The 23,397-nt window shown below is 73.0% G+C and carries 28 protein-coding genes; 13 read left to right on the plus strand and 15 right to left on the minus strand.

Features of this window, described 5'->3' with window-relative positions; genetic code table 11:
* The first annotated feature begins 2 nt into the window (after positions 1–2).
* The 4 genes from RWH44_RS11475 to RWH44_RS11490 are packed head-to-tail and all read left to right on the plus strand — an operon-like array spanning position 3 to position 2,111.
* A complete protein-coding gene (locus tag RWH44_RS11475; protein WP_316004665.1) occupies positions 3–485 on the plus strand; it encodes a MogA/MoaB family molybdenum cofactor biosynthesis protein in 483 nt (160 codons plus the stop codon).
* On the plus strand, positions 482–940 hold the full coding sequence (locus tag RWH44_RS11480) for a molybdenum cofactor biosynthesis protein MoaE (protein ID WP_316004666.1): 459 nt from the start codon (positions 482–484) through the stop codon (positions 938–940). The genes RWH44_RS11475 and RWH44_RS11480 overlap by 4 nt, the downstream gene beginning before the upstream one ends.
* A 26-nt stretch (positions 941–966) precedes the next feature.
* The gene (locus RWH44_RS11485; RefSeq protein ID WP_316004667.1) at positions 967–1,647 is read left to right on the plus strand and encodes a hypothetical protein; all 681 of its coding nucleotides are present in this window, start codon (positions 967–969) and stop codon (positions 1,645–1,647) included.
* Between the two features lie 11 nt (positions 1,648–1,658).
* Positions 1,659–2,111 carry a helix-turn-helix domain-containing protein gene (locus tag RWH44_RS11490; protein ID WP_316004668.1) on the plus strand — a complete coding sequence of 151 codons (453 nt, stop codon included), beginning with the start codon at positions 1,659–1,661 and terminating at the stop codon, positions 2,109–2,111.
* A 12-nt stretch (positions 2,112–2,123) separates the two neighbouring features.
* On the opposite strand, the gene RWH44_RS11495 is transcribed toward RWH44_RS11490, so the two are convergent.
* The 5 genes from RWH44_RS11495 to moaA are packed head-to-tail and all read right to left on the minus strand — an operon-like array spanning position 2,124 to position 6,024.
* Entirely contained in the window at positions 2,124–2,360 is a 237-nt protein-coding gene (locus RWH44_RS11495) for a MoaD/ThiS family protein (protein WP_316004669.1), read from the minus strand.
* Entirely contained in the window at positions 2,357–2,866 is a 510-nt protein-coding gene (moaC, locus tag RWH44_RS11500; RefSeq protein ID WP_316004670.1) for a cyclic pyranopterin monophosphate synthase MoaC, read from the minus strand. The genes RWH44_RS11495 and moaC overlap by 4 nt, the downstream gene beginning before the upstream one ends.
* Positions 2,863–4,086, minus strand: a complete 1,224-nt coding sequence (locus tag RWH44_RS11505) for a molybdopterin molybdotransferase MoeA (protein ID WP_316004671.1) — start codon at positions 4,084–4,086, stop codon at positions 2,863–2,865. The genes moaC and RWH44_RS11505 overlap by 4 nt, the downstream gene beginning before the upstream one ends.
* Positions 4,087–4,099: 13 nt before the next feature.
* Positions 4,100–4,882: a HesA/MoeB/ThiF family protein gene (locus RWH44_RS11510; protein ID WP_316004672.1), complete on the minus strand. Its 783-nt coding sequence runs from the start codon at positions 4,880–4,882 to the stop codon at positions 4,100–4,102.
* Positions 4,879–6,024, minus strand: coding sequence for a GTP 3',8-cyclase MoaA (gene moaA, locus RWH44_RS11515; RefSeq protein ID WP_316004673.1), 1,146 nt, complete (start codon positions 6,022–6,024; stop codon positions 4,879–4,881). The genes RWH44_RS11510 and moaA overlap by 4 nt, the downstream gene beginning before the upstream one ends.
* A gap of 129 nt (positions 6,025–6,153) precedes the next feature.
* Between moaA and RWH44_RS11520 the strand changes: the two genes are divergently transcribed.
* Complete coding sequence (locus tag RWH44_RS11520) at positions 6,154–6,549, plus strand: TOBE domain-containing protein (RefSeq protein WP_316004674.1); 396 nt, start codon at positions 6,154–6,156, stop codon at positions 6,547–6,549.
* Between the two features lie 136 nt (positions 6,550–6,685).
* Here RWH44_RS11520 and RWH44_RS11525 read toward each other — a convergent pair whose 3' ends face one another.
* Complete coding sequence (locus RWH44_RS11525; protein WP_316004675.1) at positions 6,686–7,600, minus strand: SDR family oxidoreductase; 915 nt, start codon at positions 7,598–7,600, stop codon at positions 6,686–6,688.
* An 89-nt stretch (positions 7,601–7,689) separates the two neighbouring features.
* Positions 7,690–8,529 (minus strand): helix-turn-helix transcriptional regulator, encoded by an 840-nt coding sequence (locus RWH44_RS11530; RefSeq protein WP_316004676.1) that lies wholly within the window; start codon positions 8,527–8,529, stop codon positions 7,690–7,692.
* Positions 8,530–8,693: 164 nt separating this feature from the next.
* On the opposite strand from RWH44_RS11530, the gene modA reads away from it, so the two are divergent.
* Genes modA through RWH44_RS11545 form a run of 3 tightly spaced genes read left to right on the plus strand, consistent with a single transcriptional unit; the run spans position 8,694 to position 11,370 of the window.
* Positions 8,694–9,452, plus strand: coding sequence for a molybdate ABC transporter substrate-binding protein (gene modA, locus RWH44_RS11535; protein ID WP_316004677.1), 759 nt, complete (start codon positions 8,694–8,696; stop codon positions 9,450–9,452).
* Positions 9,449–10,228, plus strand: coding sequence for a molybdate ABC transporter permease subunit (modB, locus tag RWH44_RS11540; RefSeq protein ID WP_316004678.1), 780 nt, complete (start codon positions 9,449–9,451; stop codon positions 10,226–10,228). The genes modA and modB overlap by 4 nt, the downstream gene beginning before the upstream one ends.
* The gene (locus RWH44_RS11545; RefSeq protein ID WP_316004679.1) at positions 10,225–11,370 is read left to right on the plus strand and encodes an ATP-binding cassette domain-containing protein; all 1,146 of its coding nucleotides are present in this window, start codon (positions 10,225–10,227) and stop codon (positions 11,368–11,370) included. The genes modB and RWH44_RS11545 overlap by 4 nt, the downstream gene beginning before the upstream one ends.
* A 103-nt stretch (positions 11,371–11,473) precedes the next feature.
* Here the strand turns inward: RWH44_RS11545 and cydC are convergent, their stop codons facing one another.
* The 4 genes from cydC to RWH44_RS11565 are packed head-to-tail and all read right to left on the minus strand — an operon-like array spanning position 11,474 to position 17,321.
* A complete protein-coding gene (cydC, locus tag RWH44_RS11550; protein WP_316004680.1) occupies positions 11,474–13,159 on the minus strand; it encodes a thiol reductant ABC exporter subunit CydC in 1,686 nt (561 codons plus the stop codon).
* Positions 13,156–14,838 carry a thiol reductant ABC exporter subunit CydD gene (gene cydD / locus RWH44_RS11555; RefSeq protein ID WP_316004681.1) on the minus strand — a complete coding sequence of 561 codons (1,683 nt, stop codon included), beginning with the start codon at positions 14,836–14,838 and terminating at the stop codon, positions 13,156–13,158. The genes cydC and cydD overlap by 4 nt, the downstream gene beginning before the upstream one ends.
* 4 nt (positions 14,839–14,842) lie before the next feature.
* Positions 14,843–15,868, minus strand: a complete 1,026-nt coding sequence (gene cydB / locus RWH44_RS11560; RefSeq protein ID WP_316004682.1) for a cytochrome d ubiquinol oxidase subunit II — start codon at positions 15,866–15,868, stop codon at positions 14,843–14,845.
* Between the two features lie 13 nt (positions 15,869–15,881).
* Positions 15,882–17,321 carry a cytochrome ubiquinol oxidase subunit I gene (locus tag RWH44_RS11565; RefSeq protein ID WP_316004683.1) on the minus strand — a complete coding sequence of 480 codons (1,440 nt, stop codon included), beginning with the start codon at positions 17,319–17,321 and terminating at the stop codon, positions 15,882–15,884.
* A 156-nt stretch (positions 17,322–17,477) separates the two neighbouring features.
* On the opposite strand from RWH44_RS11565, the gene RWH44_RS11570 reads away from it, so the two are divergent.
* Complete coding sequence (locus tag RWH44_RS11570; protein WP_316004684.1) at positions 17,478–18,029, plus strand: PadR family transcriptional regulator; 552 nt, start codon at positions 17,478–17,480, stop codon at positions 18,027–18,029.
* Positions 18,030–18,129: 100 nt separating this feature from the next.
* Positions 18,130–18,420, plus strand: coding sequence for a hypothetical protein (locus RWH44_RS11575; RefSeq protein ID WP_316004685.1), 291 nt, complete (start codon positions 18,130–18,132; stop codon positions 18,418–18,420).
* Positions 18,421–18,471: 51 nt separating this feature from the next.
* On the opposite strand, the gene RWH44_RS11580 is transcribed toward RWH44_RS11575, so the two are convergent.
* Complete coding sequence (locus tag RWH44_RS11580) at positions 18,472–18,801, minus strand: heavy-metal-associated domain-containing protein (protein ID WP_316004686.1); 330 nt, start codon at positions 18,799–18,801, stop codon at positions 18,472–18,474.
* Positions 18,802–18,811: 10 nt separating this feature from the next.
* Complete coding sequence (locus tag RWH44_RS11585) at positions 18,812–19,093, minus strand: metal-sensitive transcriptional regulator (RefSeq protein ID WP_056230224.1); 282 nt, start codon at positions 19,091–19,093, stop codon at positions 18,812–18,814.
* 229 nt (positions 19,094–19,322) lie between these two features.
* Between RWH44_RS11585 and RWH44_RS11590 the strand changes: the two genes are divergently transcribed.
* The gene (locus RWH44_RS11590) at positions 19,323–19,685 is read left to right on the plus strand and encodes a hypothetical protein (RefSeq protein WP_316004687.1); all 363 of its coding nucleotides are present in this window, start codon (positions 19,323–19,325) and stop codon (positions 19,683–19,685) included.
* Position 19,686: 1 nt separating this feature from the next.
* Here RWH44_RS11590 and RWH44_RS11595 read toward each other — a convergent pair whose 3' ends face one another.
* Both RWH44_RS11595 and RWH44_RS11600 read right to left on the minus strand, forming a co-directional pair.
* Positions 19,687–20,385 (minus strand): ABC transporter ATP-binding protein, encoded by a 699-nt coding sequence (locus RWH44_RS11595; protein WP_316004688.1) that lies wholly within the window; start codon positions 20,383–20,385, stop codon positions 19,687–19,689.
* Entirely contained in the window at positions 20,382–21,443 is a 1,062-nt protein-coding gene (locus RWH44_RS11600; RefSeq protein ID WP_316004689.1) for an FtsX-like permease family protein, read from the minus strand. Before RWH44_RS11600 ends, RWH44_RS11595 begins: the two co-directional genes overlap by 4 nt.
* Positions 21,444–21,589: 146 nt before the next feature.
* On the opposite strand from RWH44_RS11600, the gene RWH44_RS11605 reads away from it, so the two are divergent.
* Entirely contained in the window at positions 21,590–22,753 is a 1,164-nt protein-coding gene (locus RWH44_RS11605) for a sensor histidine kinase (RefSeq protein WP_316004690.1), read from the plus strand.
* A complete protein-coding gene (locus RWH44_RS11610) occupies positions 22,750–23,370 on the plus strand; it encodes a response regulator (protein WP_316004691.1) in 621 nt (206 codons plus the stop codon). Before RWH44_RS11605 ends, RWH44_RS11610 begins: the two co-directional genes overlap by 4 nt.
* Positions 23,371–23,397: the final 27 nt, after the last annotated feature.

The following is a 23,397-nucleotide window of genomic DNA, read 5'->3' on the forward strand; positions in this document are numbered from 1 at the left end:
GCGTGCCCCATTACGCCCGCGTCCTGACCGTGTCCGACCGCTCGGCCGCGGGGCTGCGCGAAGACCGCGGCGGACCGCTCGCGGTCTCGTTGCTGCGCGAGGCGGGCTTCTCCTGCGACGACCCCGTCGTCGTCGCCGACGGGGCCGACAGCGTGGAGCGGGCGTTGCGCGACCTGGTGGCGGCCGGGCCGGGGCTCATCGTCACGACCGGTGGCACGGGCATCGCCCCGACCGATCGCACGCCCGAAGGCACGGCCCGCGTCCTGGATCGCGAACTCCCCGGCATCGCCGAAGAACTGCGTCGGCGGGGTCTCGCCGACACCCCGATGGCCGTCATCTCGCGCGGACTCGCGGGAATCGTCGACCCCGGCATTCTCGTGGTGAACCTGCCCGGATCGACGCGGGCCGTGGCATCCGGGATCTCCGTCATCGCGGAACTCGCCCCGCACATCCTCGACCAACTCGCCGGAGGCGATCACACATGAGCACACCCGAACAGAGCCTGCCGGCCGAGAACGCGGTGCGCATCGCGCGCCTGTCGGAGCAGCCCCTCGACCTCCACGTGCACCTCGACGCGGTAGAGGAGTCCTCGTCGGGGGCCGTGACCACCTTCGTCGGTCGCGTGCGCGACACCGATCCCGACGCGTCCGACGCCGTCGTGGCCCTCGAATACAGCGCGCACCCGGATGCCGAGCAGACGCTGCACCGCATCGCCGCCGAGGCGGCCGCGGGAACCGACGCCATCGTCGCCGTCAGCCACCGCGTCGGTCGGCTGGGCGTCGGCGAGGCCGCGGTCGTCATCGCGGTGGCATCCGGTCACCGGGCGGCGGCGTTCGAGGTGTGCCGCACGATCATCGAGACGATCAAGACCGACCTCCCGGTGTGGAAGCGCCAGGTCGAGGCCGACGGCACGACGGAGTGGAAGGGCCTGGGGGGCTAGGTATCAGATCTGGTACCATGCTCGGTATGGATGCGGATCTGCCGTCCGGATTGGCCGAGGTTCTCGGCTCCGCGGCGCGGTTGCAGGAGCTGGTGCCGGATGCCGTCCTGGTCGGAGGGTCGGCGGCCGCCCTCTATGCGCGACACCGGATGTCGACCGACCATGACCACGTTCTCGCCGATCTGCAGGACCGGTTCGACCTCGTCCTCGACGCGCTGGAGCGCGACGGCGACTTCGTGCTCAACCGGGCCGTTCCGGGCAAGATCATTCTCGGGGAGCTGGGCGGGATCGAGGCAGGCGTGCGGCAGCTCATCCGGCGGCAGCCGTTGGAGGTGCAACGGGTGACGCTCCCCGGGGGCGGGGAGATCACGGTCCCCACGCTGGCCGAGATCGCACGCATCAAGGGCTTCCTCGTCGTCAAGCGCAATCAGATGCGGGATTACCTTGATGTCGCGGCACTCTCCGGCGCGTTCGGTGCCGCCGAGATCGGCGGGATCCTCGCGGGTGTCGACGATTACTACACCGATCCCTCGCATGGCGAGGATCGTCCGGTGCAGGCGCAGTTGGCCCGACAGCTCGCCTCCCCGGCTCCGAAAGACCATCGATCGATCACCGGACTCGCGACATACAAGGGGCTGATCCCCCGGTGGCGTGAGTGGGACGACGTCGTTGCCGAGTGCCGTGCCCTGTCCATCCACCTGATCTGACGGGAGCTGCTGTGCCACTGCGTTTTCGCAACATCGACGCCACCCCCGACGATCCCGTCGAGGCATGGGGATTCGAGGGAATGCTCGCCGCGATAGACCGAGGTTACGCGGTCGACTGGCGCAAGCTGATCGAAGCGTTGGTCGACGACCCCTCTCTGCGGGCGATATACGACGACGCGCGGGAGGCCGCCGAGTCGACGTCCACGGTGACGCTCCTCGACGCCGCCCTCGCGGCCCGCATCCGTTCTGCAGACGAGGAAGCGCGGGAGCGTTTGCGTACGGCCTTCCGAGCGACGCGTCTTACGCAGGCTCAGCTCGCCGCGCGTCTGTCGACCTCGCGATCGCGCGTCACGTCCTACCTGAGCGGGGCGGTGACGCCCGCGATGGACGTGCTCGTCGCCGTCGAGGGGATCGCTCGGGAACGACGCGCGCCGTCGCTGGCCGCGCACCTCGAGCTGGTGTGAACCCGGGAGGGCTCAGCCCCCGGCGAACGGCGGCAGCACGTCGACGTGCGTGACTCCCGCGAGGGGGGCGTCGTCGTCGTGACGCTCGCCGTCGACGAGCACGGCGCAGCGGTCCAGGATGCCGGAGAGGGCGGGGTGATCCTCGACGAGGGCCGCGCGGAGGGCGGCGAGACCCGTCTCGGCCCGGTCCTCCGCGTCCGTCCCCGCGGCTTCGGCGGCGGCGGCGAAGTAGCGCACGCGCACGCTCACGCGGACACCCCCTCGGCGGCGGAAGCGTGACCCGGCTCGCCCGGCCGCACCCAGTCGCCGGACTTGCCGCCGGTCTTCGACACGATGCGGACGTTCTCTATCGACGTGCCCTTGTCCATGCCCTTCACCATGTCGACGATGGCGAGAGCGGCGACGGAGACGCTCGTGAGCGCCTCCATCTCGACGCCCGTGCGATCGGCGGTGCCGACGGTCGCCTCGATCTCGACGCCCTCGTCGGTGATCTCGAGATCGACCGAGGCGCGGTGCACGCCGATCACGTGCGCGAGGGGGAGCAGCGCGGGGGTGGACTTCGCGGCCTGGATGCCGGAGATCCGCGCCACGGCCAGCACGTCGCCCTTCGGGGCGGTGCCGTCGCGCAGCGCCGCGACGACCTCGGGAGCGCAGCGTACGAAACCGCGCGCCGTCGCGGTGCGGACGGTGGGCTGCTTGAGGGTGACGTCGACCATGCGGGCGTGGCCCGCGGCATCCAAGTGGGTGAAGGTCATGGAATCAGCATGACATCGAGAGGGTCGCCCACCGACACGGTGGACACCTCGGCGGGGACGATCGCGAAAGCTTCCGCGCGCGCGAGCGAGGCGGCCAGGTGCGATCCGGAGCCCCCGGCGGTGGCAGGGCGCACGGTGCCGGCGGCCAGGTCGATCGCGGCGGGGAGGTATTGTCGGCGTCCGGGTGGGGTCGTCCAGCTCTCGGATGCCGTGAGCCGGGCGAGACGCCGGTCGATCGCCGCGCGGCCCTGCATCGCCAGGAGCGCGGGCCGCACGAAGACCTCGAACGACACCGCCACGCTGACGGGGTTGCCGGGAAGACCGAACACGAGACGGCCGTCGTCGAGGACGCCGAACGCCTGGGGCTTGCCCGGCTGCATCGACACCTTCTCGAAGGAGATGCGCCCCTCGAGGGCCTGGCGCACGGGCTCGTAGGCTCCGGCGCTCACGCCCCCGCTGAAGACGATCACGTCGACGTCGGCCGCGTGGTCGAGCAGGGCGTGGATCGCGTTCGCGTCGTCTCGCAGCGAAGAGATGACGGTCACGTCGGCGTCGGTACCGGAAACCAGAGATGCCAGAAGCGTCGAGTTGGAGTCGGGGGTCTGACCGCGGCCCGGGACGACGCCGGGGGCGACGAGCTCGCTACCGGTCGACACGACGGCGACCCGCGGACGGCGGCGCACCTCGAGCGCGGCCACGCCCGCTGCGGCGGCCGCGGCCAGCGCGAACGGTCCCAGCTGCTCGCCGGCCGACAGGACGACGTCGCCCGCGCGGGTGTCGCCGCCACGGCGGCGGATGAAGGCTCCGGATGCCGCGGGCGCCCGCCGCACCTCGACAATGCCCAGCGAGTCGGCGAGGCCACCCGCGGTGTCTTCGAACGGCACGATCGCGTCGGCGTCGGTGGGGACGGGCGCGCCCGTCATGATGCGCACCGCCTCGCCCGCGCCGAACGACGGGTCGTCGGACGACCCGGCCGGCAGGTCGGCGACGACGTGCAGGGTCACCGGGTTCTCGGCATCCGCCCCCTCGACGTCAGCGCGGCGGACCGCGAAACCGTCCATCGAGGAGTTGTCGAAGCCGGGCAGGTCGTGCGCGGCGTGGACGGGGGCCGCGAGGGTGCGCCCGGCAGCGTCGGCGAGGCGCACGGTCTCGGCGGGCAGGAGCCTGACGGCGTCGAGCACGCGCGCACGGTGCTCCTCGACGGTGAGCAGCGGGGTCATCGGGGCCTCCGGGTCAGGACGAAACGGCGGGGCGGACGGCGGGGGAGAGCGGGATCACATCGTGGCGGGCGCGCAGGGCGTCGATGATGACGAGTCGGCCGAGCAGCGGCTCGCCCGCGCCGGTCACGAGCTTGAGCGCTTCGGTGGCCAGCATGCCGCCGACCTGCACGCACAGGGAGCCGAGCACGCCGACCTGGGCGCACGTGGGCGGTTCGCCCGCGGAGCCCGGGGGGAACAGGTCGCCGAGCACCACGGGTGCGTGACCCTCGGGTGGGGCCGACCAGAACACCGTCACCTGCGCGGCCCACTCCTGCACGGCTCCCCAGACGAGGGGGATGCCGAGGCTCTCGGTCGCGGCGGCGACGGCCTCGCGCGTGTCGAAGGTGTCGCTGCCATCGATCACGAGGTGCGCGCCCGCGAAGAGCTCCCGCGCATTGTCGGCGGTCAGCCGCACGGGACGCTCGTGCACGACGGTGAGCGGGGACAGGTCGCGCACGGCCCGCGCGGCGGAGGAGGTCTTGGCGGTGCCGATGTCGTCGACGCGGTGCGCGAGCTGGCGTTGGAGGTTGGTCCGCTCGACGGTGTCGTCGTCGATGATCACGAGCTCACCGACGCCCGCGGCGGCGAGGGCGAGCAGCACGGGCGAGCCCAGGCCGCCGGCCCCCACCACGGCGATCCGGGCGGCGGCGATCCGGCGCTGGCCCTCTTCGCCGATGGCCGCGAGAACCGCGTGACGGGCGGTGCGGATGAGCTCTTCCGGGGCCAGGGATGCCACCGGCTCGACGAGCGGCCTCATCCGCCGATCGCGCTCATCGTGCGCTCGGGCTGCACGAAGTCGGCACGCGCGAGCCCGACGCGGTCGGAGCCGTGCGCGCGGGGCTTGGCCCACATTGCATCCCGCCAGACCTGGGCGATGCCCTCGTCGTCGGCGCCCGCGCGCAGCGTCGAGAGCAGGTCGGTCTCTTCGTGCGAGAACAGGCACGAGCGCACCTTGCCGTCGGCCGTCACGCGGGTGCGCGTGCACGCGGCGCAGAAGGGCTCGGTGACCGAGGAGATGATGCCGACATGGCCGGCCACGGCCGTCTCGCCGGGGCGGCGCACCTCCCACCGTTCGGCCGGGGCCGCGCCGCGCCCGCGGGGGTCGGGGGCGAGGGAGAACGCCGTCTCGATCTCGGCGCGGATGTCGTGCGCCGAGATGACGTTCGTCGCCGTCCACGAGCGGTCGCCGTCGAGCGGCATGTCTTCGATGAAGCGCATCTCGAAGCCGTTCGAGACCGCCCAGTCGACCAGCGGCACGATCTCGGTGTCGTTGATCCCACGCAGGAGCACCGCGTTGATCTTGATCGGACCGAGGCCCGCGGCCCGCGCGGCCTGCAGGCCCGCGAGCACCTTATCGAGGTGCGGTCGGCGGGTGAGCTCGGCGAAGGTCTCGGGGTGCAGGGTGTCGAGAGACACGTTCACGCGGGTCAGCCCCGCGTCCTTCAGCGCCTGCGCCCGACGATCGAGGCCGACGGCGTTGGTCGTCATCGAGATCGGCAGGTCGGGGTTGTCCTCGCGGATGCCGGCGATGATGAACTCGAGGTCCTTGCGCACGAGGGGCTCGCCCCCGGTGAGCCGCAGTTCCTCGGCGCCCAACGACTGCACCGCCACGCGGACGATGCGCCGGATCTCGTCGGTCGACATCAGCTGCGACTGCGGGAGCCACGGCATCCCGTCGGCCGGCATGCAGTACGTGCAGCGCAGGTTGCACTTGTCGATCACCGAAACGCGCAAGTCGGTGGCGACCCGGCCGAAGCGGTCGAGGAGGCCGCCCTCGCGCCGGGCCCCCGTCTTGCGGATGGCTCCCGAGGTCGCTTCGGCGCGGGGCTCGCGCAGAACGGTCGCACCCAGGGGCACCGCAACCGGGCCCGGAGCGGCGGTCTCGTGCGCGGCATCCATGGGTCGAGCCTAGGTCAGCGCACGCGGGCGAGGGCGGTGAGGCGGCCTTACCTCGAGGATTCACGGCGGGGCGCTCTCCGGTGCGGTGGGGGCGGGGCGGGAATCCCGCGCCGGGAGTAGCGTCGGAGGATGCCGAACACCTTCCGCATCGCCACGGCCGCTCGCCTGCTCGGGGTCAGCGACGACACGGTGCGCCGGTGGATCGACCAGGGGATGCTGCCCACCACGGGGGCGTCTCCGGTCGAGATCCCCGGCGCCGCCCTGGCGGAGCGCGCGGTCGCGCTCGCCGACGAGCCCGACGACCCGACCGGGATCGCGTCGAGCGCGCGCAACCGCTTCACCGGGATCGTCACGCGCGTGCAGATCGACGGCGTGATGGCGCAGGTCGACCTGCAGTGCGGCCCGCACCGGGTGGTCTCGCTCATGTCGGCCGAGGCGGCGCGCGACCTCGAGCTCGAGCCGGGCTCCCTCGCGGTCGCCTCGGTCAAGGCGACGGTCGTGACGGTGGAGGCGCCGCGGGGCTGAGACCGCCGTAATCGCCCTCGGCATCCCGGCTCCGAGTGCGGGCCGGCGCCGTCGCGCTCCTCCTCGCGTCGACGAGTCGGCGTCGCACAGCCCTGAGAGATCGGCGAGATGCCGGTTCGCGGATCACGGCCGCTGATCACGCCGCGAAGCGCGAGCCGATCGCGTCGAGCGTCAGGGCCCACAGCCGTCGCGCGTCGTCGTCGCGCCGGAATGGTTCCCACGCCTCGAGCGCTTTCGCGGGGCCGCCGATCAGACGCGACGGGCCGAAGAACGTGCCGTCGGAGATCGGGACCGTGGCGGCGAGCACGGCCGGCTCGGCGGCGGATGCCACGGTGCCGGTGATGTGCAGTCGTGACAGCAGTCGGATGACGCGGCGCCCGGCGAGCTCGCGTTCGCGTCCGAGACCGGGTTGGGCGGCGAGAAGGTTCGTGGGCGAGACGCCCGGGTGGGCGAGCGTGCTGGTGATGCCCCAGCCTTCGGTGCGGCTGCGCTCCTGCAGGTCGCGAGCGAACAGCCCGATCGCGATCTTCGACTGCACGTAGGACGCCATGGCGTCGTACGGCTCCGCGGCGACGGCGGCGGCGTCGAACCGACCGCGGCGGGCCGCGATGCTCGTCTGGTGGACCACCCGCGCGCCCCCGGCGCGCAGCAGGGGGAGCAGGCCGAGCGTCAGCGCTGCGTGGCCGAGGTGATTGGTGCCCCACTGCAGCTCGAACCCGTCGGCGGTCTCCTGTCGGTGCGGAGGGGTCATCACCCCGGCGTTGTTGACGAGAAGGTGGACGGGGCGACCCTCCTCGCGGAGACCGCGCACGAGCGCGTCGACCGAGTCGAGGCTCGCGAGGTCGAGCGTGCGCGTCGAGGCGACGGCATCCGGGACGACGCGACGCACGGCGTCGAGCGCGCGCCGGCCCTTCTCGGCGGAGCGGACGGGCAGCACCACCTCGGCGCCGAGCTCGGCGAGGCGCGTCGCGATGACCGTGCCGATGCCGTCGCTGGCGCCGGTGACGACGGCCAGGCGGCCGCGCAGGGAGCGGGGGGATTCGGGAGACATGAGCGGTCCTTTCGTGGGATGACTCGATGCTTCCGCGGTCGGTGCCGGGCGACCAGTGCCCGCTCACCCACTGATCGCCGATCCACCCCTCAGCGGGCGGAGGCGGCCCCGATGACCGCGAGCAGTCGGAGCTTCTCGGCGCTCTCGCTGCCGGGCTGCGCTGTGTAGACGAGCAGGCGGTGGGAGTGGTCGGGGTCGAGAAGCGTCTGGCACGACAGGTCGAGCCGGCCGACCTCGGGATGCAGGAAGCGTTTGACCGCCGGGGGTCGCGCGCCGACCTCGTGGGCGAGCCACAGGGCGGCGAAGTCGTCGCTGCGCGCGCGCAGGTCGTCGGCCAGCTCGGCGGCGCGCGACCCGGGGCCGTGGGCGGCGACGAGCTCGCGCAGACCCGCGGCGTACACGCGGGAGAGCGCCGCCTGCTCCTCGGGGGGATAGGCGGCGCGTGCCGACGCGTCGGTGAACCAGCGGTATCCGATGGTGCGCGCGGGTCCCGAGCGCAGGGTGGCATCGCCCAGGAGGGCGACCCCCAGTCGGCTCTGCCGGAGCGTCTCGCCCAGCTCCGTGACGATCTCGGCGGGGGTGTCGTCGAGTCGGTCGAGCACGCGCAGCATGCCGGGGCTGATGTGCTCGGTGCCGGAGTGGCGCAGGGGCGGCCGGTGCCCCGCGAGATGGAACAGGTGATCGCGCTCGGCGAGGCTCAGGTGCAGGCCCTGGGCGAGCGCGGTCAGCATCTGCTCGGACGGTGTGGGCCCCGTACCCCGTTCGAGGCGGGCGTAGTAGTCGGTCGACATGTGGCTCAGCAGAGCGACCTCTTCGCGGCGCAATCCCGCCGTGCGACGGCGGACTCCGCGCGGGAGCCCGACATCTTCGGGCTGCAGGGCCTCGCGGCGTCGCTGCAGGAAGTCGCCCAGGCTGGTCAGGTCGCTCACGTGGTTCCTCGCACCCCCCGTTCCTACCCGGTGGATCGTCATGCTGCCAGGACCCGCCGATCCACCCCTTCCGGAGCCCGCAGGTGCGGCCTCCGGCGCCCTCGGCATCCGCAGATGCGGAATACTGGAGACATGCGGCCCGCCGGCGTCGCCGAAAGGATGCCATGTCCCGCTCCCTCCGTCTCCTCGCCGTCGCCGTCGCCGCCGCGCTCCTGGCCGGGTGCGCGAGCACTCCGCCCGCACCCGCGGCATCCGCCGACGGTCCGTCCGGGACCGTCGAGGTCTACGCCGCCGCGTCGCTGCAGCGCTCGTTCGACGAGATCGCGCGGGCGTTCGAGGACGCCACCCCCGGGGTCACGGTGAGTCCGGTGTACGACGGGTCCAGCACGCTGGCCACCCAGATCGGCGAGGGGGCGCCCGCCGACGTCTTCGCCTCGGCCGACGTGAAGAACATGACGAAGGTCGCAGCCCAGGCCCCCGACCCGCAGGTGTTCGCCGCGAACACCCTCGTCATCGCCGTCCCGTCGGGCAACCCCGGGGCGGTCGCGACTCTCGCCGACCTCGCGCGGGTGACGACGGTGCTGTGTGCGCCGGAGGTGCCGTGCGGGGCGGCGTCGCAGACGCTGCTGTCGAACGCCGGCGTCGCGGTGACCCCCGCGAGCGCCGAGCAGAACGTCACCGCCGTGCTGACCAAGGTCGCGGCGGGGGAGGCCGACGCGGGCCTCGTCTACGCGACCGACGTGGTCGGACGCGACGACGTCGAGGCCATCGTGCCCGCGGGGGCGGATGCCGTGGTGAACCGGTATCCGATCGCGGCGCTCGCCGACGCTCCGAACCCCGACGCCGCGGCGGCTTTCGTGGCCTTCGTGCTGTCGGACGAGGGGCGGAAGATCCTCGCCGACGCCGGCTTCCGGGCGCCGTGACCGGCCGGGGTTTCCTCCCGCGCTGGCTCGCGGTGCCGGCGGTGGTCGGTCTCGCGTTCCTGCTCGTGCCCCTGACGGCTCTCGTCGCGCGCGTGCAGTGGGCGTCGCTGTGGAGCGACGTCACCTCGCCCGCGGCGCTGTCGGCGCTCGGACTGTCGCTCGGCACGGGCGCCGCGGCGACCGCGGTGTGCGCGGTCATCGGCATCCCCCTCGCCCTCGTCATCGCCCGCAGCTCCGCGCGTCTGGCGGCGGTGCTGCGCGCTGTCGTGACGGTGCCGCTCGTGCTCCCGCCGATGGTGGGCGGTGTGGCCCTGCTCTACCTGTTCGGGCGCACGGGGCCGCTGGGTGCGCTCGGGTTGCCCTTCACCACGGCCGCGGTCGTGCTGGCGCAGGTGTTCGTGGCGCTGCCGTTCCTCGTTCTCGCGGTCGAGGGCGCCCTGCGCACCACCGGCGTGGAGTTCGAGCGCACGGCCGCCTCGCTCGGCGCGTCGCGCGCGACGATCCTGCGGCGCATCACGCTTCCGCTCGCGGCCCCCGGCATCGTCGCGGGGGTCGTGCTGTGCTTCGCGCGGGCGATCGGCGAATTCGGGGCGACCGCGCTGTTCGCGGGCAACCGCCCTGGCGTGACGCAGACGATGCCGCTCGCGATCTACACGGCGTTCAACGGCGCGGGCGTGTCGCAGGGGACCGCGGTGGCGCTGTCGCTGCTGCTGCTCGTGACGGCGATCGCGGTCCTGCTGCTGGTGCGCGGGTGGCGGCCGGGGGTGGGGCGATGACGGCCCCGGATGCCGGGATGCCCGGCCGTCGCCCGCGGGACGGCGAGGGGGTCGCCGCCGCGCCCCGCGCCGAGAGCACCGCGGCGACGGATGCCGGGGAGCCGGCCCCGGTCGCCGCCGCTCTGCGGGCCCGCGTGCTCGTGCGCCGTCGCGACTTCGACGTCGACATCGCCCTCGACGTGGCACCCGGAGAGACCGTCGCGGTCATGGGTCGTAGCGGTGCGGGAAAGTCCACGCTGCTCACCGCCCTCGCCGGCCTCACCGCGCTGGACGGGGGCGAGATCGCGGTCGACGGGCGCGTGCTCGATCGCCCGCCGCGCCTGCGCACCGCCCCGATGCACCGCGGGATCGTGCTCCTCGGGCAGGACGCCCGGCTCTTCCCGCACCTCACCGCGCGCGAGAACGTCGCCTTCGGGCCGCGGTCAGCGGGGATCTCGGCATCCGTCGCCCGATCCCGCGCCGACGAGTGGCTCGACCGTGTCGGGCTCCCGAGCGCGGGAGACCGCCGGCCCGCGCAGCTGTCGGGCGGAGAGCAGCAGCGGGTCGCGGTCGCCCGGGCCCTCGCCGCGGGACCCCGGGTGATCCTGCTCGACGAGCCGCTCGTCGCGCTCGACGCCGTGACGGCGTCGGAGATCCGCTCGATGCTGCGGGAGTGCCTCGCGGGGCTCACGACTATCGCGGTCACCCACGACGCGGTGGATGCCGCGGCCCTCGCCGATCGACTGGTGATCGTCGAGAGGGGCAGCGTGACGCAGGACGGCACGGTGCGCGCGGTGCTCGCGGCGCCGGCGACCGCGGTCGCGGCCAAGATCGCGGGGCTGGAACGGGTCGTGGGGGTGGCCGCGAACGGGGGGTTCGAGGGCGGCGGGCTGCGGCTCACCTCGACGGATGCCGACTCCCTGGCGCTCGCGGCCACGGACGGGCGCGCGCTGGCCGCGGTCTTCCGCGCGGTGGACGCGCGCCTCGGGGAGGGGATCCCGGCGACGGTGTCGCACCTCGAGCCGACCCCGACGGGCGTGCGCGTGATCACCGATCGGGGCGTCGCCGAGGTGCCGCCGGGCGAGGCCGCGGCATTGAGCGCCGGGGACACCGTACGGCTGAGCGTCCCGCCCGATCGCGTGCGCTTCGTCCCGGCATCCTGAGGTAATCAACACCGGCGTCGAGTGTCCACGACATGCCGTCGCGTCGCGGGGCGCGCCGGCGTGTTCTGGACACTCGACGGGCCTTCGACGCCGCGGGGCGGGGTCATGCCGGGACGATGCGACCGCCCTCGAGGTGCACCTCGCGGTCGACGAGCCCGGGCGGCACCTCGACGTGGGAGACGAGCACCACGGCCTGCTCCCGCCCGACCGCCCCGAGGAGGTCGGTGAGAAGGGCATCGGATGCCGCGGGGTCCACGCCCGCGGTCGGCTCGTCGAGCACGAGCACGGGGAAGCCGCGCAGCAGAGCCCTGGCGAGGGCGAGGCGCTGAGCCTGACCTCCCGAAACGAGCCCGCCGCGATCGCCGACGCGCGCGTCGAGACCGCCGCGCTCGCGGGTCCACTCGGCGAGGCCGACACGGGACAGCACGGCCCAGAGGTCGGCGTCGGTGGCCGTGTCGCGGGCGAACAGCAGGTTCTGCCGCACCGATTCGTCGAACAGGTACGGCGACTGCTCGATCAGCCCGATCGTGCGGCGAAGGTCATCGCCCGAGATCTCGCGCGCGTCGACGCCCCCGATGCGGAACGACCCGGAGAAGTCGAGGAACCGCACGAGCACGTGCGCCAGGGTCGTCTTTCCCGCACCGCTCGGACCGGTCACGAGCACGCGCTCGCCGGGGCCGACGCGGAGGTCGACGTCGTCGAGGCGGCCCGCGTCGCCGTCGGCGTCGGACCACGACGGCCAGTGCGCCCCGACGCCGAGCAACTCGAGACCCGCGCCGAGCGCCGGGGCCTCACCGGTCGCGGCCGGCTCGTCGCGGGGGAGGCCCTCGGGGATCCGCTCGGGGACCGCAGCGTCGATGCGCTCCGCGGCGGCGCGCACCTGTCGCCACGACGCGAGCGCGAGGGGCACCGGGCCGAACACCTCGAACACCGCCATCGGCAGCAGCACGACCACGGCCAGTCCCGGCCCCGACAGGGCGTTGCCGGTCACGGCCGGGGCGGCGGCGACGAGGGCGGCGAGAGACGCGACGCCCGCGAGGACCGACACCGCACCCGAGGTGAGCCCCTGCGCGCCACCCCGGCGGACCACCGCGCGGCGCAGCGCCGCATCGGCTGCGCGCACGCGGTCGCGGGCGGCATCCACGGCGCCGTAGGCGGTGAGCACGTCGAGGTTCGTGACGAGGTCGTGCACCGCGTCGGCGACGACGGCGCGCAGCGGGGCGATCGCGCGTTCGGCGCGGGAACCCGCCGCCCAGCCGACCGCGACGGCGACGGCGAAGGCCGCGGCCAGGCACCCGAGCATCGTGAGGGCGGCGGGCCACGACACGAAGGCCGTGAACACGACCGCGGCCAGCGCGGTGGTGACGGCGGTGACCAGCGGAAGCACGACGCGCAGCGGCAGGTTCTGCAGTTCCTCGACGTCGTCGATGACGCTCGACAGCAATCCGCCGCGCTGGGCACGCCCGAGCCCGTCGGGGGCGAGGGGCACGAGGTCGCGCACGAGATCGGCGCGCACCCCGGCGAGCTGGTGCAGCGCGGCGTCGTGGCCGCTGAGGCGTTCGAGGTAGCGGAACACCCCGCGCGACAGCGCGAACGCGCGCACCCCGACGACCGCGACCGAGAGGTACATCACCAGCGGCTGCTCTGCCGCGCGGGCGATGAGCCACGCGCTCGCGGCGAGCAGCGCGACGGCGCTCGCGGCGGTGCCGAATCCGGCGAGCAGCGCCGGCGCGAACCGACGGCGCGAGGGCATCGCGGAGCGCAGGATGCCACGCACGCGCGCGTTCACGCCCGTCCACCCACGCGTGAGTCGCCAAAAATCGTCGCCTCGACCCTCGCCGAGGTGACAATTCCTGGCGACTCACGCGCTGCGTGAAGCTCGACGACGCGGTCGGCGATCGCGCGGGCGGAGGGGCGGTGCGACACCAGCAGCACCCCGCGGCCCGCGTCGGCCTCGCGGCGGAGGGTCGCCCACAGGTGAGCCTCGGTCGCGGCATCCAGGGCGCTCGAGGGCTCGTCGAGCACGAGCACGGGCACGCCCCCGGTCCGCGCGCGATACAGCGCCCGCGCGACGGCGACGCGCTGGGACTCACCGCCCGAGAGCCCCGCCCCGGCAGCGCCGAGCATCGTGGCGGGGTCGAGGTCCGCCGCCCCCGCGTCGGCCAGCGCCGCGGCGATGCGCCGGGGATCGGGCGCGGAGCCGAGAGCGACGTTGTCGGTCACCGATCCGGTCACCAGCCCGGCCCGCTGGCCCGCCCAGGCGATCGAGCCGCGCGCGTGCGAAACCGGGGCGCCGTCGATGCGCACCGCTCCGTCGTACTCCGCGAACCCCAGCACCGCCGCCAGCAGCGACGACTTGCCGACGCCGCTCGGGCCGGTCACCAGCACGATCTCCCCCGGACCGACCGAGAGCGACACCTCCGGCAGCGCGTGCCCCTCGAGCCGAACGCGAACCCGGTCGAGCGTCAGCATCGATCCGCGGGTGGGGGTCGCGGCATCCGGTTCGGGGCTCGTGCGAGCCGTGTCCAGCGCGTCGAAGATCTCCTCCGTCGCGGCCACCCCCTCGCTCGCGGCGTGGAACTGCACGCCCACCTGCCGCAGCGGCAGATACGCCTCGGGGGCGAGGAGCAGCACGAAGAGCCCGACGAGCAGCGAGAGATCCCCCGCGAGCAGCCGGAAGCCGATCGTCACGGCGATGATGGCGACCGAGATGGATGCCAGGAACTCCAGCGCGAAGCCCGAGAGGAACGACACGCGCAGCACGGTCATCGTCTCGCGCTTGTAGTCGCGGGTGACCGTCTCGATGGAGTCGGCCGCGCGGTGCTGTCGGCCGAACGCCTTGAGCGTTCCGAGCCCGTCGACGGTGTCGGCGAAGCGCGCCGCGAGCCGGCCCAGCGTGCGGTACTGCTTCTGCTGCACGCCTCGCGTGGCCAGGCCGATCAGCACCATGAAGAGCGGGATGAGCGGGATCGTCAGCACCACCGTCAGACCCGAGAGCGGGTCGGCGAGGGTCATCGCGCCGATGAGGATCGGCGTCGTGATCGCGGTGGCGACCAGCTGCGGGAGGTAGCGGCCGAAGTACGCGTCGAGCGCCTCGAGGCCGTGGCCGGCGGTCACCGAGAGGGCGGCGGCGTTGCGCTCGCCGAGCCAGCGCGGACCGAGACGGCCCACCGCGGCGACCAGGGCCTCGCGCAGCTGCGCCGAGGCCGCCGCCGCCCCGCGAGCCGAGGTGCGCTCGGAGGCGGCGATCAGCAGCCCCCTGAGCAGGGCGAAGGATGCCGCGGCCCCGAGGTGGTCCCACAGCTCGCCGACCGGCTGCCCCTGGATCGCGCCCACCAGCGCGCTCGTGAGCGCCCACGCGAAGCCGACGATCGCGCCCGTCTGGGCGAGGACGATCGCCGCGCTCACCGCGAAGAAGCCGCGGGAGGCGGTGGCGTAGCGGAGCAGCCGCGGGTCGACGGGTTTCATGGGATCAGTGCGCGACGAGCGCGGCCTTCTCGATGCGGGCGCGGGTGACGCGCTTGCGGAACACCCAGTAGGTCCATCCCTGGTAGGCGAGGATCAGCGGCAGGAAGATCAGCGCGGCCCAGCTCATGATGGTCAGGGTGTAGTCGGTGCTCGAGGCGTTGTCGATCGTGAGGCTCGCGCCCCCGGCCAGGGTCGAGGGCATGACGTTGGGGAAGAGCGCGAAGAACAGCGCCGCCACCGCCGTCACGATCGTGACGGCGCCGAGGGTGAAGGCGGTGCCCTCCCGGTCGCGGGAGTTCGCGACCCACGAGCCGATGAGGGCCAGTGCGGCGATGCCCGACAGCGCCACGACGCCGAGGAACAACGGGGCCTGCGCGGCCTGGGCGATCGTCCATCCGAGGAACACGGCCGCGAGGGCGATCGTGATGAGACCGGCTCGACCCGCGAGGCGCCGGGCGTCGGCGCGCACCTGCCCGTCGGTCTTCAGCGCGACGAAGTACACGCCGTGCGTGAAGAACAGCAGCAGGGTCGTGAGCCCGCCCAGGATGCCGTAGGGGTTCAGCAGCGTGAGCACCGTGCCGGCGTACTCGTGGTCGGCATCCAGGGGAACGCCCTGCACGATGTTGGCGAACGCGACGCCCCAGAGGAAGGCGGGGAGGGCGGATCCGGCGACGATCATCCGGTCGAACGAGCGCTTCCACCGCAGCGAGTCGCGCTGGTGGCGGTACTCGAACGAGACGCCGCGGGCGATGAGCGCCAGCAGGATCGCCAGCAGGGGCAGGTAGAACCCGCTGAAGAGCGTCGCGTACCACTCGGGGAACGACGCGAACAGGGCGGCACCGGCGACGATGACCCACGTCTCGTTCAGGTCCCACACGGGACCGATCGTGTTGATGATCTGCCGGCGGGCGATGTCGTCCTTGCCGAGGAAGGGGATCGACATCCCCACACCGAAGTCGAACCCGTCGAGCACGAAGTAGCCGACGAAGAGGAACGCGACGATCCAGAACCAAAGCTGCGCGAGATCCATGATGACAGGGCTCCTAGTAGACCGTGGTGGGGGTGTTCTCGATGGAGTCGTCGCGCTCGGCATCCGGGTCCGGCAGCGGCTCGGGACCCTTCTGCGCGAACTTCACGATGAGACCGAACTCGACGATCGCGAGGCTGAGGTAGACGAGCGTGAAGGCGACGAGCGAGACCAGCACGCTCCAGCCCGGGACGCTGGGGGAGACGCCGTCCTGGGTGAGCATGAGGCCGAACACGATCCACGGCTGCCGACCCATCTCGGTGAAGACCCACCCGACGAGGCTCGCGAGCATCGGCAGGGGAGCGGTCCAGATGGCGACGCGCCACATCCAGCCGGCGACGGGGCGCTTGGCGTTCTTGCGCGTGACCCACAGGCCCACGACGCTGACGAGAGCGGCGATGCCGCCGAGGGCGATCATCCAGCGGAACGCCCAGTAGGTGACCCAGAGGACGGGGGCGAAGTTGCCGTCGACCTGGTCGGCGAACTGCGGGAACATCTCCTGGCTGTAGAGGGTGTTGAGGTCGTTGATGCCCTCGACGCAGCCGTCGAGCGAGTGCGTCGACAGGATGCTGAGCAGGAACGGCACGCGGATCGAGAACAGCTCGCTGGTTCCGTCGGGGGTGCCGAGGGTGAAGATCGAGAACGAGGCGTCCTGGCCGCACACGGTGTTGAAGGTCGCCTCGGCGGCCGCCATCTTCATCGGCTGGGTCGCCACCATCACCAGGCTCAGCTGGTCGCCGACGATCGCGACGAGCACGAACGACACGAGCGTGCCCCACAGGCCGAAGCGGAGCGTCTTGCGCATCATGTCGGTGTTGCGGCCCCGGGCCATGTGCCAGGCCGAGACGGCGACCACCACCATCGCGGCGAACATCCAGCCCGCGAAGATCGTGTGGGGGAAGGCGGCGAGGGCGACGGGGTTGGTCAGCAGGGCCCAGAAGTCGACGAGTTCGGCGCGGTGGCCCTCGGCCGACATCTGGTAGCCCACCGGATTCTGCATGAACGCGTTCGCGGCGATGATGAAGTACGCCGACAGGGTTGCGCCGATCGACGCCATCCAGATGCTCGCGAGGTGCGCGAGGCGCGGGAGCTTGTCCCACCCGAAGATCCACAGGCCGATGAAGGTCGCCTCGAGGAAGAACGCGAGCAGGCCCTCGAAGGCGAGGGGCGCACCGAACACGTCGCCGACGAACCGCGAGTAGGCCGACCAGTTCATGCCGAACTGGAATTCCTGCACGATGCCGGTCACGACGCCCATGGCGAAGTTGATGAGGAAGATCTTCCCGAAGAAGCGCGTCAGGTGCAGCCATCGCACGTCACCCGTGCGGTACCAGACGGTCTGGAAGATCGCCACGATGAGCGACATCCCGAGCGTCAGCGGCACGAACAGGAAGTGGTACAGCGTCGTCAACCCGAACTGCCAGCGGGCGAGAGCCAGGGGGTCGAGCCACTCCATCAGGAGCCTCCGATCGAACCGGAATGTGTGGTCAGACCACATGCTACGCCGGGCTCTCCCACGCCGCCCGGCGATGATTCGGCGTCGAACCACCTCGTCGGTCTACGCTGAGACTTACCGAGAAAGTCTTTTCCTGCGAACCGGTCCGGAGGCCCGATGTCGGTGCGTCAGAGCCTGCTCGCGATCCTCGATCGCGGCGCCTGCTACGGCTCCCAGCTGCGCGCCGAGTACGAGCGCCGCACCGGCGCCACCGTGAACGTCGGTCAGGTCTACACGACACTCGAGCGTCTGGAACGCGACGGACTCGTCGAGGGGGCTGGGGTCGACGACGAGGCGCGGGTGCTGTGGCGGCCCACTGCCGCGGGCCGCGCCGAGGCGCGCGCCTGGCTTGCGAGTGCGTCGCTGGCGGAGGGCCGCGACGACGTCGCCCTCAAGATCGCGCTCGCCGTGACCCTCCCGGGTGCCGACGTCGCCGCCGTCGTCTCGGCGCAACGGGTGGCGGTCCGTGCGGCACTGCAGGCGACCGAGGCCGGAGGCGTCGGGGGGGATGCCGTGCCCGCCGCGATCGTGCGAGCGGCCCGGCGGGCACGGCTCGAGGCCGACCTGCGCTGGCTCGACGAGGTCGAACGCCTCGCCGCCACGGTCGAGCCCTTCGGGCTGTCGGACGAGCGCCCGAGGCGCGGACGGCCCGCCCGGTCTACGGTGTAAGGCGCGCGTAGCTTCGACGGGGTCATCCGTCAAGGGCGGGTGTGATCATCGGGAAAGCGTGCACGCTGAGAACACCCCGGACGACCCAAGGAGTTCTCACATGGTCATGGAAGCACCGCTCAGCCGCCGGGGTTCGATGAAAGCGGCGGCGCGCGCCGCAGCCCCCGCCGATCCGGCCGTCATCCCGCCGGCTCTCACGGAGATCCCCTGGACGAGGATCGACCTCGATCTGTACGAGGTCGCCCGCGACGGCTACATCGTCGGCTACGTCGAGGTCGTCGGGGCGGTGTTCGTCGCCCTCGGCGGTGCGCGCTACGACCGGGCGGTCGAGGTGTCGCAGCACCTCACGTTCCACTCCGCCGTCGACGCCCTCGTGCGCCGGGCGTTCTGAGGCGAGGGCGGGAACCCCGCGCGGCGCGAGCGCCGGCGCGCGCCGGCCGGGTCAGCGCGCCAGCGAGTAGCCCGCTTCGTCGATCGCCGCGGCGAGGTCGTGATCGCTGACGCCTGCGGAGCGCGCGATGCGCACCACCGACGTGCCGCCCGCCTGCAGGGCGACGTCGACGACGTCGACGCCCTCGAGCGACGAGAGTTCTTCGGTGACGGCGCGGACGCAGTGCTCGCACGTCATGCCCTCGACGCGGAGCTCGTCGGTGGCCGCGACCGACGCGGGAGCGGATGCCGCGGTGCCGTGGGCGCACCCGCATCCGTCGCCGCACCCTCCGCCGGCGGGGGTGGTTGCCGCGAGGCCGAGCTCGATGCGCTGTTCCGACATGGTGTCCTCCTCAGGAACGGACCAGGCGCGCGATGGCCTGATTTGCTTCTTTCAACTTCTCTTCGGCGACGGGACCGCCCTGCGCGGCCGCCTCGGCGACGCAGTGCGAGAGGTGGTCGTCGAGGAGCGAGAGGGCGACGTTCTCGAGCGCCTTCGTGACCGCCGACACCTGCGTGAGGATGTCGATGCAGTACTGGTCGTCGTCGACCATGCGCGCGATGCCGCGCACCTGTCCCTCGGCACGCCGCAGGCGCTTGAGGAGATCGTCCTTGTGGCCCTCGTAACCGTGCATGGCTCGATGATACCCCCGTGGGGTATGCCTAGCATCCCGGTCGGAGGTGTCAACCCCCTCGGCAGGAGGTCGCCCGTGACGGAAGGTCGAGTATCAGGAGGTCGACATGCTTTCTCGTCAGACCGGTGGTGGTCGGCGATGACCACCGAACCTTTCCCCACCGGACCCCATCGCCCCGTGCGCATCCCGCACCTGCCCCCGCTGCGCTCGCAGCGGGGAGAATCGAAGGATGACGCGAACACTGGCGGCGCTTCCGGGCGCCGCCCGGAGGCTGTGCCTCAGCCGAAGAAACGGCGAGATCTGCACCCGTGAGGACGGGCACCGGGGCCTGCACCACCGCACCGGTGGGCGTCTGCTCTGGAGCGATCTGCAGGCCGACCCGCCCGAGTGCCCCGGCGCAGGATCGCCGGCCGAGCCCGCGGCGACCCTCGACGACGGTTTCCCCGACGGACGGGCCGTCTGCCCGGTCTGCTGGGCCTTCGTGGGCCTGACCGACGACGGCACGCTCGAGCCGCATGACTCCTGGCGCGGAGACGAATCGCGTCAGGAATCCGATCGGCGCCGCGAATGGTTCAACGCCTTCGGGTGGTGACTCACCCCCGTGCCCGTGCACCGACCAGGGCCGCCCGCCCGTCGACCACCTCGACGGTCTCGTCGAGAGCGCCGGCGTGCACGAGGTCGTGCGTGACGAGCAGCGTCGCGGTGCCGAGGTCGTGCGTCAGACGTGAGATGAGCGTCATGATCTCCGCGCCGCGAGCGCTGTCCAGCGCGCTCGTCGGCTCGTCCACCAGCAGCACGCGCGGCTCGTGCACGAGGGCGCGGGCGATGGCGACGCGCTGACGCTGCCCTCCCGACAGGTGCGCGGGGCGGCGAACGGCCTGACCGCCGAGCCCGACGGCATCCAGCAGCTCGTCGACGCGGCCGCGCACGGCGGCGCGACGCACCCGACGGCCTCGCCCGCCGAGCTCTGCCATCACGCGCAGCTGCTCGCGCGCGGTGAGGGCGGGCAGCAACTGCGGCTGCTGGAACACGATGCCGATCCGCTCGCGGCGGAGCGCGGTGCGACCCGCGGCGGTGAGGCGGGTGGCGTCCACTCCGTCGACGACGACGCGACCGGAATTGGGGCGGACGAGGGTGGCGGCCAGGGCCAGCAGGCTCGACTTGCCCGAACCCGACGGACCGGTGATCCCCGTGACGAGCCCGGGGCGGCCCTCGAGCGTGGCGTGGTCGACCGCCGTGACGCGGGAGTCGCCGTCGGGATAGGTGAGGGTGACGTCGTCGAGAAGGATCATCGGGTGCTCCCCAGGGCGGTGAGAGGGTCGGATTTCGTGACGGTGCGGAGCGACACGGCCGCTCCCAGCACGCCCAGCGCGATCATGACGACCGCCGGGGCGAGGGTGGTGAGGGGGCTCAGGACGAACGGCAGCGCTCCGCCGGCGAGCGCGCCGAGGAGGGCGGTGAGGCCGATCCCGACGCCGACGCCGACGAGCAGCACGACGAGCGCTTGGCCGAGGGCGTCGCGCACGAGGGCCGGGGTGCTGGCGCCGAGGGCCTTGAGCACGGCGACGTCTCCCGCCCGCTGCATCGTCCACACGGTGAAGAACGCGCCTACGACGAGCGCCGAGACGCCGAAGAGCATCGCGATCATGAGCCCGAGCGACCCGATCTCGGAGCGGAACGTCGGTAGCGCCGACAGGCTCGCCAGGGAGGAGGATGCCGTGGTCCCGGTCTCGGCGGCCACCTCGTTCCACGCGGGGTCGCCGGAGACGGCGAGAACGGTCGCCTCACCCGATCCGCCCAGGCGCTGGTCGAGCGTCTTCCACGCCGTGGGGCTGAGGGCCACGACGGGGGTGTGGCTGTAGGAGAGGTCGTCGCCGACGGACGCGACACGGAACCTCTCGCCGGCGATCGCCACGTCGTCTCCCACGGTGGCACCCAGGGCTTTCGCGGCACCGGCGGAGAGTGCGGCGTCGGCGTCGGAGGGGGCGTTCAGCGCGAAGGCGGGGGAGTCGAGGCCGAACAGCGCCACGGCTCCCGACGCGGTGGGGCCTTCGGCGCGGGACTGCAGGATGCCGATCGACACGACGCCGGTGACACCCGTCGCGTCGCGCCACGCGGCGACGGCGGCGTCGTCGACCGCCGAGTCGGTGAACGTCGCCGCGGCGTCGCCCTCGGGCTGCAGCACGAGCCGATCTCCGGGCAGGGCCAGCACGGCCGAGACGTTCTGGGCGGCCAGGCCGCCGGTCAGGCCCGCGAGGAACCCCACGAGCAGGGTGATGAGGGCGACGACCGCCCCGATGAGGGCGAATCGCCCGCGGGCGAACCGCAGATCGCGCCATGCGACGTACACGTCGCCTCCTTCCGCCGGCGGATCTCACCGGCACCCCTCCAGCGTCGCCATCCGGCCCGCGGCGGTCATCGGCGCAAGGGGCGTTCTTGCTCTCCACCTTTCGGATGATCCGCCCAGGGCCCGGCATCCGTAGCCTGGAGATCGTCATGCCGCACCGCACCCTCGCTCCCGTCTTCGCGGGCCTGCGCGTCGGGCTCCACGTCTTGTTCGGGGCCCTGCTCGCGCTGGTCGTGGTGCGCGTGCTCGTGACCGGCGGCTCGGTGGTGGCGCTCGTGCTCGCGGGAGTGCTCGGTGCGGTGTACCTCGCCGGGCTCGCGATCGCCCGTGTGCGCCGCCGCGCGGCCGCGGTGGTCTGGGTCGCGGTGCTGACCGTGGTGTGGGCGGCGCTGGTGTGGCTGGTGCCCGAGGCGGCCTACCTCGTCTTCCCGTTGTTCTTCCTCTACCTCCACGTGCTCCCCGGGATCGCCGGTCCCCTCGCCGTTGTCGCGACGACCGCGCTGACGATCGCCGCGTTCGCCGTGCACGGCGGCCTCACGGTGGGCGGCGTCGTGGGGCCGATCGTCGGTGCCGGGGTCGCCCTGCTCATCGGTCTCGGCTACGCGGCGCTCGACCGGCGCGCGGCCGAGCGTGAAGCGCTCATGGCCGAGCTGCTCGCCACCCGCGACCGTCTCGCGGCCGCCGAACGCGAGCAGGGCATCCTCGCCGAGCGGTCGCGGCTCGCGCGCGAGATCCACGACACCGTCGCGCAGGGGCTGTCGAGCATCCAGATGCTCCTGCACGCGGCGGAGCGGGCGGATGCCGAAAGCCCGGGCCTGCCGCACGTGCGTCTGGCCCGCGAGACCGCGGCCGACGGACTCGCCGAGACCCGGCGCTTTATCCGCGAACTGGCGCCGCCCCGTCTCGACAGCGGCCTCGGTCCGGCGCTCGAGCGACTCGCGCGAGAATGGGGTGCCCGCGAGGCGGTCGCGATCGACGTCGAGGTGGACGAGGACGCATCCCTCCCGATGGATGCGCAGACGGCGCTGCTGCGCATCGCCCAGGGGGCGCTCGCCAACGTCGCCCAGCACGCCGGCGCCGCGCGGGTCGGCATCCGTCTGACCCGCCTCGACGGTGCGGTGCGCCTGCGGATCGCCGACGACGGCGGCGGGTTCGACCCCGACCGAGCGGAGGCGGTCGCCGCCGAGACGGACTCGTTCGGGCTGCGCGCCATGCGGGAGCGGGTCGAGCAGCTCGACGGCGCCCTCGAGGTCGACAGCGCACCGGGTCGGGGCGCCGCCATCACGGTCACTCTTCCGGGGGGTGCGTCGTGATCCGTGTCGTCATCGCCGACGACCACCCCGTCGTCCGCGCCGGCGTGCGGGCGCTGCTCGACGCGGAGACCGACATCGAGGTGGTGGGGGAGGCCGCGACCCCCGATGAGGCGGTCGCCCTGTCGGAGCGGCTCGCGCCCGAGCTCGTGCTGATGGACCTGCAGTTCGGCGACCGGGCAGCCGGCGCCGAGGCGACCAGGCGCGTCCGCGCGCTCGCCGCCCCGCCCTACGTGCTCGTGCTCACCAACTACGACACCGACGGCGACATCCTCGGCGCGATCGAGGCGGGTGCCAGCGGGTATCTGCTGAAGGACGCGCCGCCCCACGAGCTCCTGGCCGGCGTCCGTGCCGCCGCGGCCGGGCAGAGCGCTCTCGCGCCGGCGATCGCGAGCCGACTGCTCGCACGGCTGCGCGAACCCCGCGTGACGCTGTCGGCGCGCGAGATCGAGGTGCTGCGCCTCGTCGCCCGCGGCGCGTCGAACGCCGACGTCGCCGCCCGCCTGCACATCACCGACGCGACGGTGAAGTCGCACCTCGCGCACGTCTTCTCCAAACTCGGCGTCACCTCGCGCACCGCCGCCGTCTCGTCGGCGCGGGCCCTCGGCATCCTGCGCTGAGCGCCTCGAGGTCCCCTCCGGCGCCGG

Source organism: Microbacterium phycohabitans (assembly GCF_032464935.1).
Taxonomy (GTDB): Bacteria; Actinomycetota; Actinomycetes; order Actinomycetales; family Microbacteriaceae; genus Microbacterium; species Microbacterium phycohabitans.